Origin of the sequence: Nocardia sp. NPDC047038, from assembly GCF_040644075.1 — a bacterium.
GTDB classification, from domain to species: Bacteria; Actinomycetota; Actinomycetes; order Mycobacteriales; family Mycobacteriaceae; genus Nocardia; species Nocardia sichangensis.
In genome coordinates, this window is record NZ_JBEYVQ010000014.1 from 131,040 (window position 1) to 145,020 (window position 13,981).

Here is a 13,981-nt window from a genome sequence, read left to right on the forward strand (position 1 = left end):
GCAACGCAACCATCGGAGCTCGCCAGATCATGCCGCGGCGAACCGCAGGCGACGTGCCGGAGCAGCCAACACCTTCACCCTGCCTGACCGTCACCGGCGGTCGGCTGGGCGACGTCCCCGAGCTTCAGGACGTCCCGCGGCTCGCCGAGTTCGTTGACGCGTCATGCCTTCATAGAAGCTTCTCCTGATAGGTGTCGATGGTCGGGGATTCAGATCCCCGCGGCGTCGGCGATGGCGATGGCCTTGTGGACCAGAGCATCGATGCGTTCGACGGTCGGGGTGCCGGCTGCCGCCTTGTTCGCGGGGGTGTCCATCGCCCGGCGCAGGACACCTTCGGCGATGATCGCCACCTTCCACAGACCGAGCGCGTGCCAGAACTTCAGCGCCTGCGGGTCCCGGCCGGTCTCGTCGAGGTACATCCGGGCGAGTTCGTCCCGGTTCGGGAATCCCGCGAGTGTGGAGACCGGGAAGTCTCCCCCCGTGTCCTCCCCCGGCTCGGGCCAGTAGGCGAGCATAGAACCCATGTCGGCCAACGGATCTCCGAGCGTGGACAGTTCCCAGTCCAGCACGCCGACGACCTCGCCGCTCGTGTGGGCGACGATCACATTGCGCAGGTGGAAGTCGCCGTGCACGAGCGCGAGTTCGGTCTGCTGGGGCACCGCGGCCATCAGCCTGCGGGTCAGATCGTCGAGTTCGGGCAATTCCCGGGTCTTGGACTTCTCCCACTGTCCGGACCACCGCGCGAGTTGGCGTCGCGCGTACGGCTTGTGGCTCGCCAAATCGGACAGTCCGGTCTGCTCCAGGTCGACGGCGTGGATTTGCGCGAGGGCGCGCGGCAGGGACTCCGCGATCTCGCGACGCCGCCGCTGAGGTAGTGACTCCGCGATCTCCATCGTGTCGACGACCTGGCCGTCGATGAAGTTCATCAGCACCAACGGCACGTCGGAGATCCCGGAATTCTCCGCGACACCGAGGATCCGCGGTGCAGGGACGGAAGTGCCCGCGAGCGCGGACATGATCCGCGCCTCCCGCGCGACGTCGTGTGCCGAGGCCAACAGGTGCCCCAGCGGGGGCCGGCGCAGCACCCAGCGCCGACCGGCGTCGTCCCGCACGAGGTAAGTGAGATTGGACTGACCGAGACCGATCCGGTGGAAGCCCAGCCGGCCGGCGAACTCGATCCCGAGGTCGCCGAACCAGCGGGTGACCGCCATCGGATCAATGCCGATCACATCTCGCGCCGAGGTCTCAGGCACCGAGCGTCGCTCCGTTCCGGTAGGGCACCGCGTCGCCGAGCCGCTGGCCGCCGATGCCGCGCGAAGCGCCGGTGACGATCGCGGTTCTGCCGCTCAGATCCAGAAAAGACGCGCTGGCACGCGACGGCATGGAAGTCATGCTCAGATACCGTCCGGTCGCAGGTCGCGGTACTGGCGCAGTTCGCGGCGGGCGATAGCGCGCTTGTGCACTTCGTCCGGGCCGTCGGCCAGGCGCAAGGTCCGCAGGTGCGCGTACGACATGGCGAGCGGGAAGTCGTCGGTGACGCCCGCGCCACCGTGCACTTGGATGGCCCGGTCCACGATCTTCAGCGCGATGGCCGGGGCGGCGACCTTGATCGCGGCGATCTCGGTCTGTGCTTCCTTGTTACCGACGGTGTCCATCAGATATGCGGCCTTGAGGGTGAGTAGCCGGATCATCTCGATGTCGATGCGCGCTTCGGCGATCCAGTCCTGGATGTTGGCATTGTCGGCGATCGGCTTGCCGAACGTGACGCGCGACTGGGCGCGCTTGCACATCAGTTCCAGCGCGCGCTCGGCCGCGCCGATGGCGCGCATGCAGTGGTGGATGCGACCGGGGCCCAGCCGGGCCTGGCTGATCGCGAAGCCCTCCCCCTCGCCTTTGAGGAGGTCCTCGACCGGAACCCGTACGTCCTTGAAGTCGATCTCGGCGTGACCTTCTCGGTCGGCGTAACCGAAGACCGGCAAGTTGCGCAGCACGGTCACACCGGGTGCGTCGATCGGTACCACCATCATCGACTGCTGCCGGTGCGTCGGGGCGGCCGGATCGGTCTTGCCCATGACGATCATGACCTTGCAGTTCTTGTGGAGGGCGTTGGAGGCGAACCACTTCCGGCCGTTGAGGACGTATTCGTCACCGTCCTTGACCATAGACAGTTCGACATTGGTGGCATCGGAGCTGGCCACACCTGGCTCCGTCATCGCGAACGCGGACGCCATAGTGCCGTCGAGCAGGGGTTTCAGATACTTCTCTTTGTGCTTCTCGGTGCCGAAGAGCTCGAGGACCTCCATGTTGCCGGTGTCGGGGGCGTTGCAGTTGCACGCCTCGGGCGCGATGTGGCTGCGGCCCATGATCTCCGCCAGCGGCGCGTACTCGAGGTTGGTCAGTCCGGCGCCGGTGGCAGGATGTGGATGGAAGAGGTTCCACAGGCCCCGCCTTCTCGCCTCGGCCTTGAGTTCCTCGAGTATCGGCGGATGGAAATGTGGATCACCGGCCGCGCGCATCTGCTCCTCGTACACGGTCTCGGCCGGGTATACGTGTGCATCCATGAAATCCAGCAGTTCGTTCTGCAACTGCTGGGCGCGTTCGGAGATGTCGAACAGGGACATGAGAACTCCTGACGGGTCCGGAGGGAATCGGGGGTGCGGTGCTCGATGTGGCCGACGACAGCCTCGACGAGGTCGATGCCGCGGGAGGACCTCAGTCCTGCGCCAGCACCTTCGTCTGGTAGCGCCGCATGCCGCGCAGCCATCGGTCGTAGTCGGCGGCCTTGTGCCGGTACATGTCCAGCACCTGCGGGTGCGGCAGGATCAGGAAACGCTCGTCGTCGATCGCGGCGATCACGTCGGCCGCGACCTGGGCCGGTTCGAGCACCTCACCGGCGCTGGTGACGGCGCGGGTTGCCGCGGTGCCGAGGACTTCCCCGGAGTCCCCACCGAACAGCAGCTTCGTATTGACGCCCTGTGGGCACAGGCAGCTGACCCGCACCCCTTGGTCTCCGTAGGTGACGCTGAGCCACTCGGCGAAACCGACCGCGGCGTGCTTGGTGACCGCGTAGGTGGCCGACCCGATCTGGGTGAGCAGCCCCGCCGCGGAGGCGGTGCTGACGAAGTAGCCCGCACCCCGCTCCACCCATGCCGGGACCAGCAACTGCGCGGCCCGGATGTGGGCGCGCAGGTTCACGTCGATCGCCAGGCTCCACGCGGCTTCGTCGGCCTCGAGCCCAGGCGCACCGACGATTCCGGCGTTGGCGAAGTACATGTCGACGGGACCGAAGTGCTTGTCGGCCAACGCGATGAGTTGGCGAATCGCCTCGGTGTCCGATACGTCCGCGCCGGCGGACACCGCGGTACCGGGATGGTCGGCGTTGATCCGGTCGGCGACGGCCTGAGCGGTAGATGCGTGCAGGTCTGCGACGACTACGCGGGTACCCGCACCGACGAGAGCCCGCGCGATAGCGCCGCCGATGCCTCCGCCGCCACCGGTGACAATGGCGACCTTGCCTGCAACCTGCACTACCGAACCTGCTTTCGTGTCGATGGGGGCGCGCCGCCACATCCGAACGGACGGCTCCTACTACCAGCTGGACCCAACGCGGCCCCTGACATCTGTATAGTTGAAGTCGACGTCAGTTTCAAGCACTGCCACGCGCCGAGAATCGGCTCCAGTGCCGCCTCGTCGCGAGCCGGACATGACCACACCTCCGTTGGTCACTCCACCCACCCCCGCTCCCTGCGAACGCGCAGGGTGGCGCGAAGCAACCAAGGTGCGTTTCGATAGAGCTGGCCTCGAGTTTTTTCGCGCGGGAGCTCGACCCGCGACATCACCGACGCCCGGGTCGAGAACGCCTGCGGGATCTGCAGAACACACCCGAAGCGATGTACGGCCGCCGCAAAATGACCCGCTACCTGCGACGCCAGAGCTATGAGGTGGCATTCTGCACGGTCGACCGGTTGATGCGGGCTCTGAGTCTCAACGGGGTGGTCAGAGGACGCAGGCATCGGACCGCGATTCCCGGCAAAGACGGGGATAGGCGCTGGTGACAAACTCAACCGCCGCGCCGAACCAGTGTGGGTCGCTGATTTCACCTATGTCTCGACCTGGACCGGGTGGGCGTACTCAGGGCATCAGGGTTGAGAGCACCACTTCCAGTGCCTTGCGCATATCGTCGGCCTCGATGCGCATCAAGGTTTCTTCGTCGAGGGCGCGGTGGTCGAGGCTGTCGTCCATGGCTAGGCGGTATTCGCGCTCTTCCTCTGCACTTTCGATGACATTTCGGATGAATCGACCGTTGCCGGCGAGGTCGACGCCGCGGCGGGGCAGGCCGCTCTGGTCGGTGCCTTCGGTGGCGTAGAGCGTCGCGCACGACTCGCGCAACAGTTCGACCGCATCGTCGGATACGGCAGAATCGCGTCTGGCGGCGATGAATTGGGCTATCTCGCAGAGTTCGCCTGGCGAGTAGGAGTCGAACTTCACGCGCTTGGCGAAGCGGGAGGACAGGCCGTCGTTGCTGGCCAGGAAGCGGTCGATCTCGCCGTCGTAGCCTGCGATGATGACGACCAGGCGGTCGCGATCGTTCTCCATCCGCGCCAGCAGGGTGTCGACGGCCTCGCGCCCGAAGGCGTCACCACCGGAAAGGCCCGCCTGGATCAGGGTGTAGGCCTCGTCGACGAACAGCACGCCGTCCATGGCCGAATCGATCAGCTGGTTGGATTTGATCGCGGTCGAACCCAGGTGCTGGCCGACGAAGTCGGATCGTTTGGCCTCCACGACCTTGTCGGTCTTCAGCAACCCGAGCCCGCAGTAGATCTTGGCCACCACCCTGGCGATGGTGGTCTTGCCGGTGCCAGGCGGGCCGGTGAAGGCGAGATGCTGGCCGCGGGGCATGCTGTTGAGGCCCTTCTCGGCCCTGATCTTGGCCATCATCGCCGAGGACTGCAGCTTGGCGACCTGCACCTTGACCGCACCCAGGCCGATCTGCGCCGCCAGTTCCGCGCGGGCGGCGGCCAGGATCAGCTCGGCCCTGTGATGCTGTTCCTCCTCGGCCGCCTCAGCCAGCGACGGCGCGGACGCCGGATCCCAACGGTCGGTGCGTGATTCGATCTGTTCCTTGGTGGTCACCATGATCCGGAACTTGGGATCGCGCATCGCGGTGGCGTTGGCGGCGAACCCGGGGACCTGCGTGTAGACGGTCTCGAACAACGCCCGCGCCTCGTCCTCGTGGCCTTGTTCGCGCAACGCCAGCCCACGGCAGTACATGGCCGCGGTCCGGGCCGCCGGAATCGGGCCGCGCTCGGCCAGTTCCAGCCTGCGGGTCGCCTCGCCGAAGAGGCCGAGGTGGGCGCAGGCGGTGCCGACCATGACGTGCGCGCCGGCCGCCATGTATTGGTCCTGCCAGTCGGCCGACCCGGCCAGCACGCCCATCACCTCTTGCCACAGTTGACCGGTGAAATAGAGCACGCCGCGCGCATAGGCGCAGACCTTGTCGTCGACGGCACGGTCGGGATCCTCGGTCAGCTGCCTGCGACGCTCGTCGAGTTCGTCGAGAACGCGTTCGGCCGCATCGAAATCCCGGTCCTCGACGAGATGCATCGCCTGGGCGAGCCAGATCTCGGTGAGGCTTGCGATCGGATAGTCGATGTACTGGCCGATCTGGAACCGACCGGCCAGTTGCCGCGGCGGTAGACCGAGACGGCGCTGCTCACGCAGATGCGAAGTCGTCGAGGTGCGGTGTAACTGGCGTAGCACTTCCTGGGTGGCGTCCCCGGCGGCGACGCGCCCGAGCCAGGCGTCGCACATGTCGGGATCGAGCTCGGTCGCCCGGCGGAAGGCGACCTTGGCGTACTCGAGATTCTTCGCGGCTTGCTGGCCGTCGACCATCAGACCGAGCGAGAGGACGCCCGCATCGAAGACCTGTTGCGCTTGCCGAATCGCTGACATGCCCGGAAATTAGCGCGGACTCGGCTGTTCAGCCCAGCGAACCCGGACGGCGAGCACCGGCCATTCACGGACAGTTCACCCCGCCGCGCGGGCTCGACGCGATAACCGCATGTCGTTGCCACACCGCGGGTTACGACAAAGCGAACTCCGCGTCGGGGCACCGCCGCGCGGCACCGTGATTGCTACCTTCCTGATCGTCGTAACCAGGGAATTCGGGAGTCATCACGTGATCGAGTCAACGGCGATCGAGCCGCAGCTGTGCAGAGTCTCGGTGATCGGCGGGAATACTCAGGTCGATGTCGCGCTGCCCGCCACGATCCCGATCGCCAATTTCATTCCAGATGTGGTGACACTCATCGCCTCTCGCAATCCGGACCTGTCCGAACACGAGGAGGACGGGCCGCTGGTCGCCCGGCACTGGACGCTGTCCCGGCTGGGCCACACCCCGATCGACCCGGTCCGGACGCTCACCGAGGCCGAGGTCTTCGACGGCGACCTGCTGGTGCTGGCCGCAGTGGATTCGGTCGACTCCCCCGCGCTCTTCGATGACGTGATCGACGCCGTGGCGCGGCTGACCGACAACTCGTTTCGCGGCTGGACCGCCGAGTCCGCGGGCCTGGCCGGGCTCGGCGGCGCGATCGCCGCGGTCGCGAGCGCCTGCCTCCTGTTGCTGTACGCGGCGGGACACGGGGCCGGCGGATGGGCTGGGGCGGCGGGCAGCGGGTTCGGGCTCCTCGTCCTGGTCGGAGCCGGGCTCGTCGCCCGGTGGTATGCCGCGACACTGCCCGCCACGGTCCTGGCGCTGTGCGGGTTGCTGCTGATGGGCACCGGGGCCGCGGCGCTCGTGCCCGGTCGGCCGGGCGCACCGCACCTGCTGCTGAGTTGTGCTGTCACGATACTGCTCGCGACGATCGCGATGCGGGTGATCGCGGTGCGCCCAACCATGTTCACCGCCGTCATCACGATCGCTGCGTTCGGCCTCGGCGCCGCGGGTGCGACCACGGTATGGCAGGTGGCACCGTCCAAAACCGCGGCCGGAGTCATCTTCATCGCACTGCTCGGCATCACGCTGACGCCGCGGATCGCGGTCGCGGCAGCGCGGCTGCCGGTGCCGCCGGTGCCGACCGCGGGCGGAGTGATCGATCCGCGTGACCATGAGCCCCGACCGACCATCGAGGGCATCGGCGCGATCGGCGCGACCTCGATCCCCTCGGCGGCCGGGCTGGGCGAACGGGCCCGCCGGGCCAACGACTATCAGTCCGGGATGATCGCCGGGATCGTGACGGTGACGGTGATCGCGACGATCATGGTGGTCGCGACGGCCCGGGACCACCTCTGGCAGACCGCGTTGCTGGCGGTGGCGGTCGGCATCGTGCTGGCCCGGCGGGGGCGTGCCTTCTCCGACCTCACCCAGGCCGCGCTGCTGGTAGTCGGCGGCTGCTCGGCGCTGATCCCGCCGATGGTGCTGCTCGGCACCCAACTCACCGATGCCGCGTTGCCCGCTGCGGGCGCGCTGCTCGTCGTCGCGGCACTCGCGCTGCTGATCGGGGTGGCCGGGCCGAAGCTCGAGATCTCGCCGGTCGTGCAGCGGGCCGGCGAACTGCTGGAGTACCTCATGATCTGCCTGATCGGGCCACTGGTCTTCTGGATCATCGACGTCTATGCCCTGGCCCGCAATGCGTGAGCACGCACGATCGGCACCGGCCGCGCTCGCCGTCGCGGCACTCGCGATCACGGCAACGTTGCTGCCCACCGGTCCAGCCAGGGCCGTCGCGCCGCCCGGGGTCGATCCGGGCCTGCTGATCACCGGCGCCCCGGTGGCCCCGCCGGAACCCTCGCAACAGCGACTGCTGTGCTCGGAACCCAGCTGGACGGGACCACCTCCGGCCGGGGTGCCCGCCGCCCAAAAGGCGCTCGGGCTCGCCGCTGCCTGGGAATTCGGTCGCGGCGCGGGACAGGTTGTCGCGGTGATCGACACCGGAGTCACTCGCCATCCGCGGTTGACGGTCGACGCGGGCGGGGACTACGTCTCCGATTCCGACGGCACGACCGACTGCGACGGGCACGGCACCCTGGTCGCCGGGATCATCGCCGCACACCCGCCCCCGGACGGTGGCGATGGTTTCGCCGGTGTCGCGCCGGGCGCCACGGTGCTCGCGATCCGGCAGACCAGCCTGGCCTATCAAGCCAAGAACAGCTACGGCAATGACCGGCCCGATGGCATGTCGGCCGGTGGGTACGGCACCGTCGCCACCCTGGCGCATGCCGTGGTCCGCGCGGTGGATCTGCACGCAACGGTCGTCAACATCTCCGAAGTGTCCTGCCGGCCCGCCGGTGCCGGCCCGGTCGACGGGATGCTCGGCGCCGCATTGAAATACGCTTACGACCGCGATGTCGTCGTGGTAGCGGCGGCGGGAAACCTGCAATCGCAGGGCGCGTGCAAGCAGCAGAACGGCGCCGGCTGGGATTCGGTCAGAACGATCGCGACGCCCGCGTGGTTCTCGCCCTATGTCCTTTCGGTGGCCTCGGTCGAGCCGGACGGCTCGCCGTCGCCGTTCACGCTGTACGGGCCGTGGGTCTCGGTGGCCGCCCCCGGCAGCAACCTGATTTCACTCGACAGCAAACCTGGTGGCACCGGCCTGGTCAACGGCACCCCACAAGCCGACGGTCAGGTATCGCCGGTGGCGGGAACCAGCTTTTCCAGCGCCTACGTCGCAGGCCTGGCGGCCCTTGTGCGCGCACGCTTTCCGCAGCTGTCCGCCAAAGAGGTGATGGATCGCATCATCGGCACGGCGCATGCACCCGGCGACGGCCACGACGCCCGGATCGGCGCGGGCATGGTCGATCCGGTAGCCGCGCTCACCGCCGTACTGCCGAATCCGCCGCTCCATGATCCGGCGGCCGGCGAACAGATCGCGGGCCCGGCCCCGATCGCACCGGTGAACCCGTGGCCACGGCGCGTCGGCGTGACGGGCGCCGCGATCTGCCTGACCCTGCTCGCCATCTTCTCGACGCTGTCGATCCCCTTCCGCCGCAAGCAGCGCATGCCGCTCGTTCTGCCCGGTGACGACTGAACGGAACAGCTATGAGTACACAAGGTTTCATTCGGCTGGCCAGGATCGCTCCGCCGCGGCCGCCCGGCGGCGACGTGGTGCTCAACGCACCGCCGGAGATCACCGCGCCGGTGCCCGGCCCGCTGTGGCAGCGCCTGCTTCCGCTGGTCATGGTGGTCGCCATGGTCGGCATGATGGCGCTGATGTTCACCATGAGCGGCCGGTCGATGCTGACCAACCCCATGGCCATGATGTTTCCGATGATGATGCTGATGTCGATGGTCGGCATGTTCGCCGGTCGCACCGGTGGCGGCGGCAAGAAGGCCGCCGAGCTCAATGAGGAACGCAAGGACTATTTCCGCTACCTCGATCAATTGCGCCGTGACGTCCGCGGCACCGGCACTGCGCAGCGGGCGGCGTTGATCTGGAGCCACCCCCACCCGGTCGACCTGCACGCCCTGATCGGCACACGGCGGATGTGGGAACGCCGGCCCGGCGATTCCGACTTCGGGCATGTCCGGATCGGCGTCGGCAGCCACCGCATCGCTACCAAGCTGGCCAGGCCCGAGACCGGCCCGCTCGAAGACCTGGAACCGGTGGCGACGGTGGCGCTGCGCCGGTTCGTGCGCACTCACTCGGTCGTGCACGGCCTGCCGACCGCCATCTCGCTGCGCGCGTTCCCCGCGGTCAACATCGAAGGCCCGCGGGAGCATGGGCGCGCGCTGCTCCGGTCGATGCTGATGGAGCTGGCGACTTTTCACGGTCCGGACTTCATGATCTTCGCCATCGTCACCGCCGACCCCGATGCGGACGCCTGGCGTTGGACGAAATGGCTTCCACACCTGCAACATCCGCGAGACCGCGACGGGATCGGCGCGGCGCGCATGGTTTACGAGTCGCTATCGGAGCTGGAGACCGCGTTGAGCGAGGACCTGCTCGAGCGCGGCCGGTTCCTGCGCAACGCACCGCCGACCGCGGGCCGGCTGCACGTGGTCGTCGTCATCGACGACGGCTATGTCAGCGGTTCCGAGCGCACGATCAGCGACGCGGGCCTCGACTCGGTCACCGTATTGGACCTGACCGCGCCACCAGCCGGGCTCGCGGTCCGGCGCGGCCTGCAATTGGTCGTCGACGAGGACGTGATCGGCGCGCGCACCGGCGGGTCGGTGGAGAATTTCGCGGGTCCCGATCGGCTGAGCCCCGAGGTGGTCGCCACCTTCGCGCGCGCCATGGCTCGGTTCCGGATCGCCACCACCGCCCAGATCGTCAATCTCGGCGACGACGTCTCCGGCGATCCCGGTCTGATGTCGCTGCTGTCGATTCCCGACGCCGCGACGATCGACGCCGAGTCCGTGTGGCGGCCTCGATCCGCGCGCGAACGCCTCCGTGTTCCGATCGGCGTCACTCCCGACGGCACGCCCGTCGAGATCGACATCAAGGAATCCGCGGAGAGCGGCATGGGCCCGCACGGACTGTGTATCGGTGCCACAGGTTCGGGCAAGTCGGAGTTCCTGCGCACGCTGGTGTTGTCGATGGTGACCACCCATTCACCGGATCTGCTCAACCTCGTCCTGGTCGACTTCAAGGGCGGTGCGACCTTCCTCGGCCTCGACCCTCTCCCCCATGTTTCCGCGGTGATCACCAATCTCGAGGAAGAACTCTCGATGGTCGACCGCATGCGTGACGCTCTCGCCGGTGAATTGACCCGCCGTCAGGAACTGCTCCGAGCGACCGGGAACTTCGCCAACGTCACCGAATACGAGAAGGCGCGCACCAACGGAGCCCAGCTCGATCCGCTGCCCGCGCTGTTCATCATCGTCGACGAGTTCTCCGAATTGCTGTCGCAGAAACCGGATTTCGCGGAACTGTTCGTAATGATCGGCCGGCTCGGGCGATCGCTGCGGGTGCATCTCCTGCTGGCATCGCAGCGCCTCGAGGAGAACCGGCTGCGCGGTCTGGACTCGCACCTGTCCTACCGAATCGGCCTGCGCACCTTCTCCGCAGGCGAGTCCCGCCAGGTGCTCGGCATCACCGACGCCTATCACCTGCCCGGTCAACCCGGCGCCGGATATCTCAAGAGCGATTCCTCGGACCCGCTGCGGTTCAACGCGACCTACGTGTCGGGCACCTATGTGCCGCCCACCGGTGATCGTGCCGTCGCCGAGGCGACCGGCACAGCGGGCGCGGTCGACCTCTTCACCGCCACGGCCGTCGCGGTCCGCGCGGCGCAGCCGGTCCCGGTGGAACTGCCGGACCTGAGCGAACTGCTCGGCGAGACCGCGACCGAGCCCCCCGCCCCCACGCACGAGCAGTCACTGCTGCAGGTGGTGGTCGAGCGGTTGAGCGGGCACGGCAGACCCGCGCACGAAGTCTGGCTGCCGCCGCTCGACATCTCGCCCACCGTGGATATGCTTCTGCCCGAACAGGATTGGCGTTCGGAGAGCAACCGCAACGGCAATCTGTGGTTGCCGATCGGCATCGTCGACAAGCCCTACGAGCAGCGGCGCGATGTCCTCACGATCGATCTGGCCGGCGCACAGGGCAATATCGCGGTGGTCGGTGGGCCGCAGTCGGGCAAGTCGACCACCCTGCGCACCATCATCACGGCCGCGGCGGCCACCCACACCCCCGAGCAGGTGCAGTTCTACTGCCTCGATTTCGGTGGCGGCACATTGTCCGCGCTCACCGGTCTCCCGCACGTCGGGTCGGCGGCAGGTCGCCTCGAAGGCGACCGCGTCCGGCGGACAGTGGCCGAACTCAGCATGCTGTTGCGGCAGCGTGAACGCCGCTTTCTCGACCTCGGCATCGAGAACATGCGCGACTTCCGGAAACTGAAGGCGCGGCTCGCCCAGCTGCCCGAGGACGAACGCGCGGCGCACCCGCTCTCGGCCGACCTGTTCGGCGATGTCTTCCTGGTCATCGACGGCTGGGCGGCGTTCCGGGAGGATTTCGACATCGTCGAAGGCCAGGTGCTCGGTTTGGCCGCGCGCGGTCTGTCCTACGGCATCCACCTCGTGCTCGGCGCCAACCGGTGGGCCGAGATCCGGCCGGTGGTGAAGGACCAGATCGGCACCAGGATCGAACTGCGCCTCGGCGACCCGTCGGACTCGGAGATGGATCGCCGCGCGGCAGTGGGCGTTCCGATCAATCGCCCAGGCCGCGGCATGACTCCCGACAAACTGCACATGTTGATCGCGCTGCCCCGCCTCGACACCGACGTCGACCCGAGGACCCTCGCCGAGGGCGTCGCCGCGGCCAAGGAAGCCTTGGTGCGGGTCTATGGTGACCGCCACGCACCCCCCGTGCGCCAACTCCCGCTGGAACTGGACCGGGCACAGGTACTGGAAACCGCACGAGCGCAGGGCCTGCGCCTGGACAACAAGCGGGTCCTGATCGGACTGAGCGAATCGGAACTGGCGCCGATGGTGCTCGACTTCCAGGAGCAACCGCACCTGCTGGTCTTCGCCGACGTCGGGTGCGGCAAGACCACACTGCTGCGCAATATCGCGCAGGGAATCGTGGAGAATTGCAGCCCGAACGATGCCAGGATCATTATGGTCGACTACCGCCGCACCATGCTCGGCGCCATCGATGGCCCGCACCTGGCCGGATATTCGACCTCGGCGCAAACGTCGGTCCCGACCCTCAAAGAGGTCGCGGGATTTGTGTCCCAGCGGATGCCGGGCGCCGACATCACCCCCACGCAACTTCGGGAACGCAGCTGGTGGACCGGCCCGGAGGTCTATGTGATCGTCGACGACTACGACATGGTGGCGTCGAACAATCCGCTGCTGCCGCTGATCGATCTGCTCCCGCAGGCCCGCGATATCGGCCTGCATGTGGTGATCGCGCGGCGAGCCGGTGGCGCGTCGCGTGCGCTCTACGACAATGTCCTCGGCCCGCTCAAGGACATGTCGGTCGACGGCATTCTGATGAGCACCCCCAAGGACGAGGGTGTGCTGCTCGGTGACGTCCGCCCGGCGCAGTATCCGCCGGGCCGGGGCATGCTGGTGTCACGCACGCGTGGGCGCGAGCTCGTCCAGATCTGTCAGCTGCCCGCCCTGTGATCCGGTCCGATCGGAAAGGCCTGTGATGAACGAGCCGAGCGTCCCCGCGCACCTGCCGAGGATCGTGGCCGAGCGCGGCGATCGAGCTCCGGTCGTCGCGGTCGGCAGCGTGTGCATCGTCGTCGACGCGCGCATGGTCGATGCCGCGGGTCGCTACACGGTGGCGCCGGCTGATCTCCAGGTACTCGCCCTGGCCGCACTGCTCGCCCGGCCCGGCTTCACGCGCCGCGACGAACCGGTACCCGACCGGCTGCTGACGCCCGAGCACATCACCGAAATGCGCCTCCGGTCCGACGCTTTCGAGGAATCCCGGTTCTGAACGACGGTCGCTGAGCCGGCGCACGCCCGCTCAGCGACCACACGGTCAGGTCGCGACGGCGACCGCCGCCTTCACCGCACCCGCGAGCAGCCGCATCGATGCGGGAGCGCCGGGATTGATCAGGACATCGATGCCCTCCTCCGGCAGCGCCGCGGCGAGTTCCGCCATCGAGACCTCGGTCCAGCCTTCGACCTGCGCGTGCCGGCGGTGCTCGGGCGCCGAGGTCACCAGCACGCAGGGGATCTGATCCGGGGACGCCGCGACGACCGGATTGCCGTTCTCGTCGACCGCGACACCGACCACCGCGCCGCGCAGGGTCGCGAGCAGTTGGCCCGGTTCGGCCCGCTGCTCCAGGACCAGCCGCAATGTCGCGTCGATCGGGTCGATGAACGACCTCTCGTCGGCGGGGCGATAGTCCGGGTTGGGCTGGAATTCGCCTGCTGTGCCGTCGGTATCGACGAACCAGCCACCCAGCACCGCGTGTGCGGGCGGGCGATCGTCCTCGTCGGCGGGCTGCCAGCCCGGATCGATCAGGAACAGCCATTCCGCGTCGTTGTCGTTGCTCTGCTCGGTCATTGATGAGCCCTTCT

11 protein-coding genes are annotated in these 13,981 nt (G+C 67.9%); 5 read left to right on the plus strand and 6 right to left on the minus strand.

Annotation, left to right across the window (positions count from 1 at the left end; translation table 11 throughout):
* Positions 1 to 209: 209 nt before the first annotated feature.
* The 4 genes from ABZ824_RS31840 to ABZ824_RS31855 all read right to left on the minus strand — a co-directional run bounded on the left by ABZ824_RS31840 (position 210) and on the right by ABZ824_RS31855 (position 3,528).
* Positions 210 to 1,211, minus strand: a complete 1,002-nt coding sequence (locus tag ABZ824_RS31840) for a phosphotransferase family protein (RefSeq protein WP_356967682.1) — start codon at positions 1,209 to 1,211, stop codon at positions 210 to 212.
* 34 nt (positions 1,212 to 1,245) lie between these two features.
* A complete protein-coding gene (locus tag ABZ824_RS31845; protein ID WP_356967619.1) occupies positions 1,246 to 1,383 on the minus strand; it encodes a hypothetical protein in 138 nt (45 codons plus the stop codon).
* Between the two features lie 11 nt (positions 1,384 to 1,394).
* On the minus strand, positions 1,395 to 2,621 hold the full coding sequence (locus tag ABZ824_RS31850) for an acyl-CoA dehydrogenase family protein (protein ID WP_356967620.1): 1,227 nt from the start codon (positions 2,619 to 2,621) through the stop codon (positions 1,395 to 1,397).
* Positions 2,622 to 2,712: 91 nt separating this feature from the next.
* Positions 2,713 to 3,528, minus strand: coding sequence for an SDR family oxidoreductase (locus ABZ824_RS31855; RefSeq protein WP_356967621.1), 816 nt, complete (start codon positions 3,526 to 3,528; stop codon positions 2,713 to 2,715).
* Positions 3,529 to 3,890: 362 nt separating this feature from the next.
* Between ABZ824_RS31855 and ABZ824_RS31860 the strand changes: the two genes are divergently transcribed.
* Positions 3,891 to 4,055, plus strand: a complete 165-nt coding sequence (locus ABZ824_RS31860) for an IS3 family transposase (RefSeq protein ID WP_356967623.1) — start codon at positions 3,891 to 3,893, stop codon at positions 4,053 to 4,055.
* A 76-nt stretch (positions 4,056 to 4,131) separates the two neighbouring features.
* Here ABZ824_RS31860 and eccA read toward each other — a convergent pair whose 3' ends face one another.
* Positions 4,132 to 5,952, minus strand: coding sequence for a type VII secretion AAA-ATPase EccA (gene eccA / locus ABZ824_RS31865; protein WP_356967624.1), 1,821 nt, complete (start codon positions 5,950 to 5,952; stop codon positions 4,132 to 4,134).
* A 226-nt stretch (positions 5,953 to 6,178) separates the two neighbouring features.
* Here eccA and eccD point away from each other — a divergent pair, with 226 nt between their 5' ends.
* The 4 genes from eccD to ABZ824_RS31885 are packed head-to-tail and all read left to right on the plus strand — an operon-like array spanning position 6,179 to position 13,391.
* Positions 6,179 to 7,636, plus strand: a complete 1,458-nt coding sequence (gene eccD / locus ABZ824_RS31870) for a type VII secretion integral membrane protein EccD (RefSeq protein ID WP_356967626.1) — start codon at positions 6,179 to 6,181, stop codon at positions 7,634 to 7,636.
* 58 nt (positions 7,637 to 7,694) lie between these two features.
* Positions 7,695 to 9,026 carry a type VII secretion-associated serine protease mycosin gene (mycP, locus tag ABZ824_RS31875; protein ID WP_356967684.1) on the plus strand — a complete coding sequence of 444 codons (1,332 nt, stop codon included), beginning with the start codon at positions 7,695 to 7,697 and terminating at the stop codon, positions 9,024 to 9,026.
* Positions 9,027 to 9,037: 11 nt separating this feature from the next.
* Positions 9,038 to 13,072 carry a type VII secretion protein EccCa gene (gene eccCa, locus ABZ824_RS31880; protein ID WP_356967628.1) on the plus strand — a complete coding sequence of 1,345 codons (4,035 nt, stop codon included), beginning with the start codon at positions 9,038 to 9,040 and terminating at the stop codon, positions 13,070 to 13,072.
* Positions 13,073 to 13,097: 25 nt separating this feature from the next.
* Positions 13,098 to 13,391 carry a hypothetical protein gene (locus tag ABZ824_RS31885; RefSeq protein WP_356967630.1) on the plus strand — a complete coding sequence of 98 codons (294 nt, stop codon included), beginning with the start codon at positions 13,098 to 13,100 and terminating at the stop codon, positions 13,389 to 13,391.
* Positions 13,392 to 13,436: 45 nt separating this feature from the next.
* On the opposite strand, the gene ABZ824_RS31890 is transcribed toward ABZ824_RS31885, so the two are convergent.
* Positions 13,437 to 13,967 carry a type VII secretion system-associated protein gene (locus tag ABZ824_RS31890; protein WP_356967632.1) on the minus strand — a complete coding sequence of 177 codons (531 nt, stop codon included), beginning with the start codon at positions 13,965 to 13,967 and terminating at the stop codon, positions 13,437 to 13,439.
* Positions 13,968 to 13,981: the final 14 nt, after the last annotated feature.

Bases quoted from the DNA above. Each gene is read 5' to 3' on its own strand.
- ABZ824_RS31890 (WP_356967632.1), bottom strand. From the start codon at position 13,967: ATGACCGAGCAGAGCAACGACAACGACGCGGAATGGCTGTTCCTGATC.
- ABZ824_RS31885 (WP_356967630.1), top strand. From the start codon at position 13,098: ATGAACGAGCCGAGCGTCCCCGCGCACCTGCCGAGGATCGTGGCCGAG.
- ABZ824_RS31860 (WP_356967623.1), top strand. From the start codon at position 3,891: ATGTACGGCCGCCGCAAAATGACCCGCTACCTGCGACGCCAGAGCTAT.
- eccA (WP_356967624.1), bottom strand. From the start codon at position 5,952: ATGTCAGCGATTCGGCAAGCGCAACAGGTCTTCGATGCGGGCGTCCTC.
- eccCa (WP_356967628.1), top strand. From the start codon at position 9,038: ATGAGTACACAAGGTTTCATTCGGCTGGCCAGGATCGCTCCGCCGCGG.
- ABZ824_RS31845 (WP_356967619.1), bottom strand. From the start codon at position 1,383: ATGCCGTCGCGTGCCAGCGCGTCTTTTCTGGATCTGAGCGGCAGAACC.
- ABZ824_RS31850 (WP_356967620.1), bottom strand. From the start codon at position 2,621: ATGTCCCTGTTCGACATCTCCGAACGCGCCCAGCAGTTGCAGAACGAA.
- ABZ824_RS31840 (WP_356967682.1), bottom strand. From the start codon at position 1,211: ATGGCGGTCACCCGCTGGTTCGGCGACCTCGGGATCGAGTTCGCCGGC.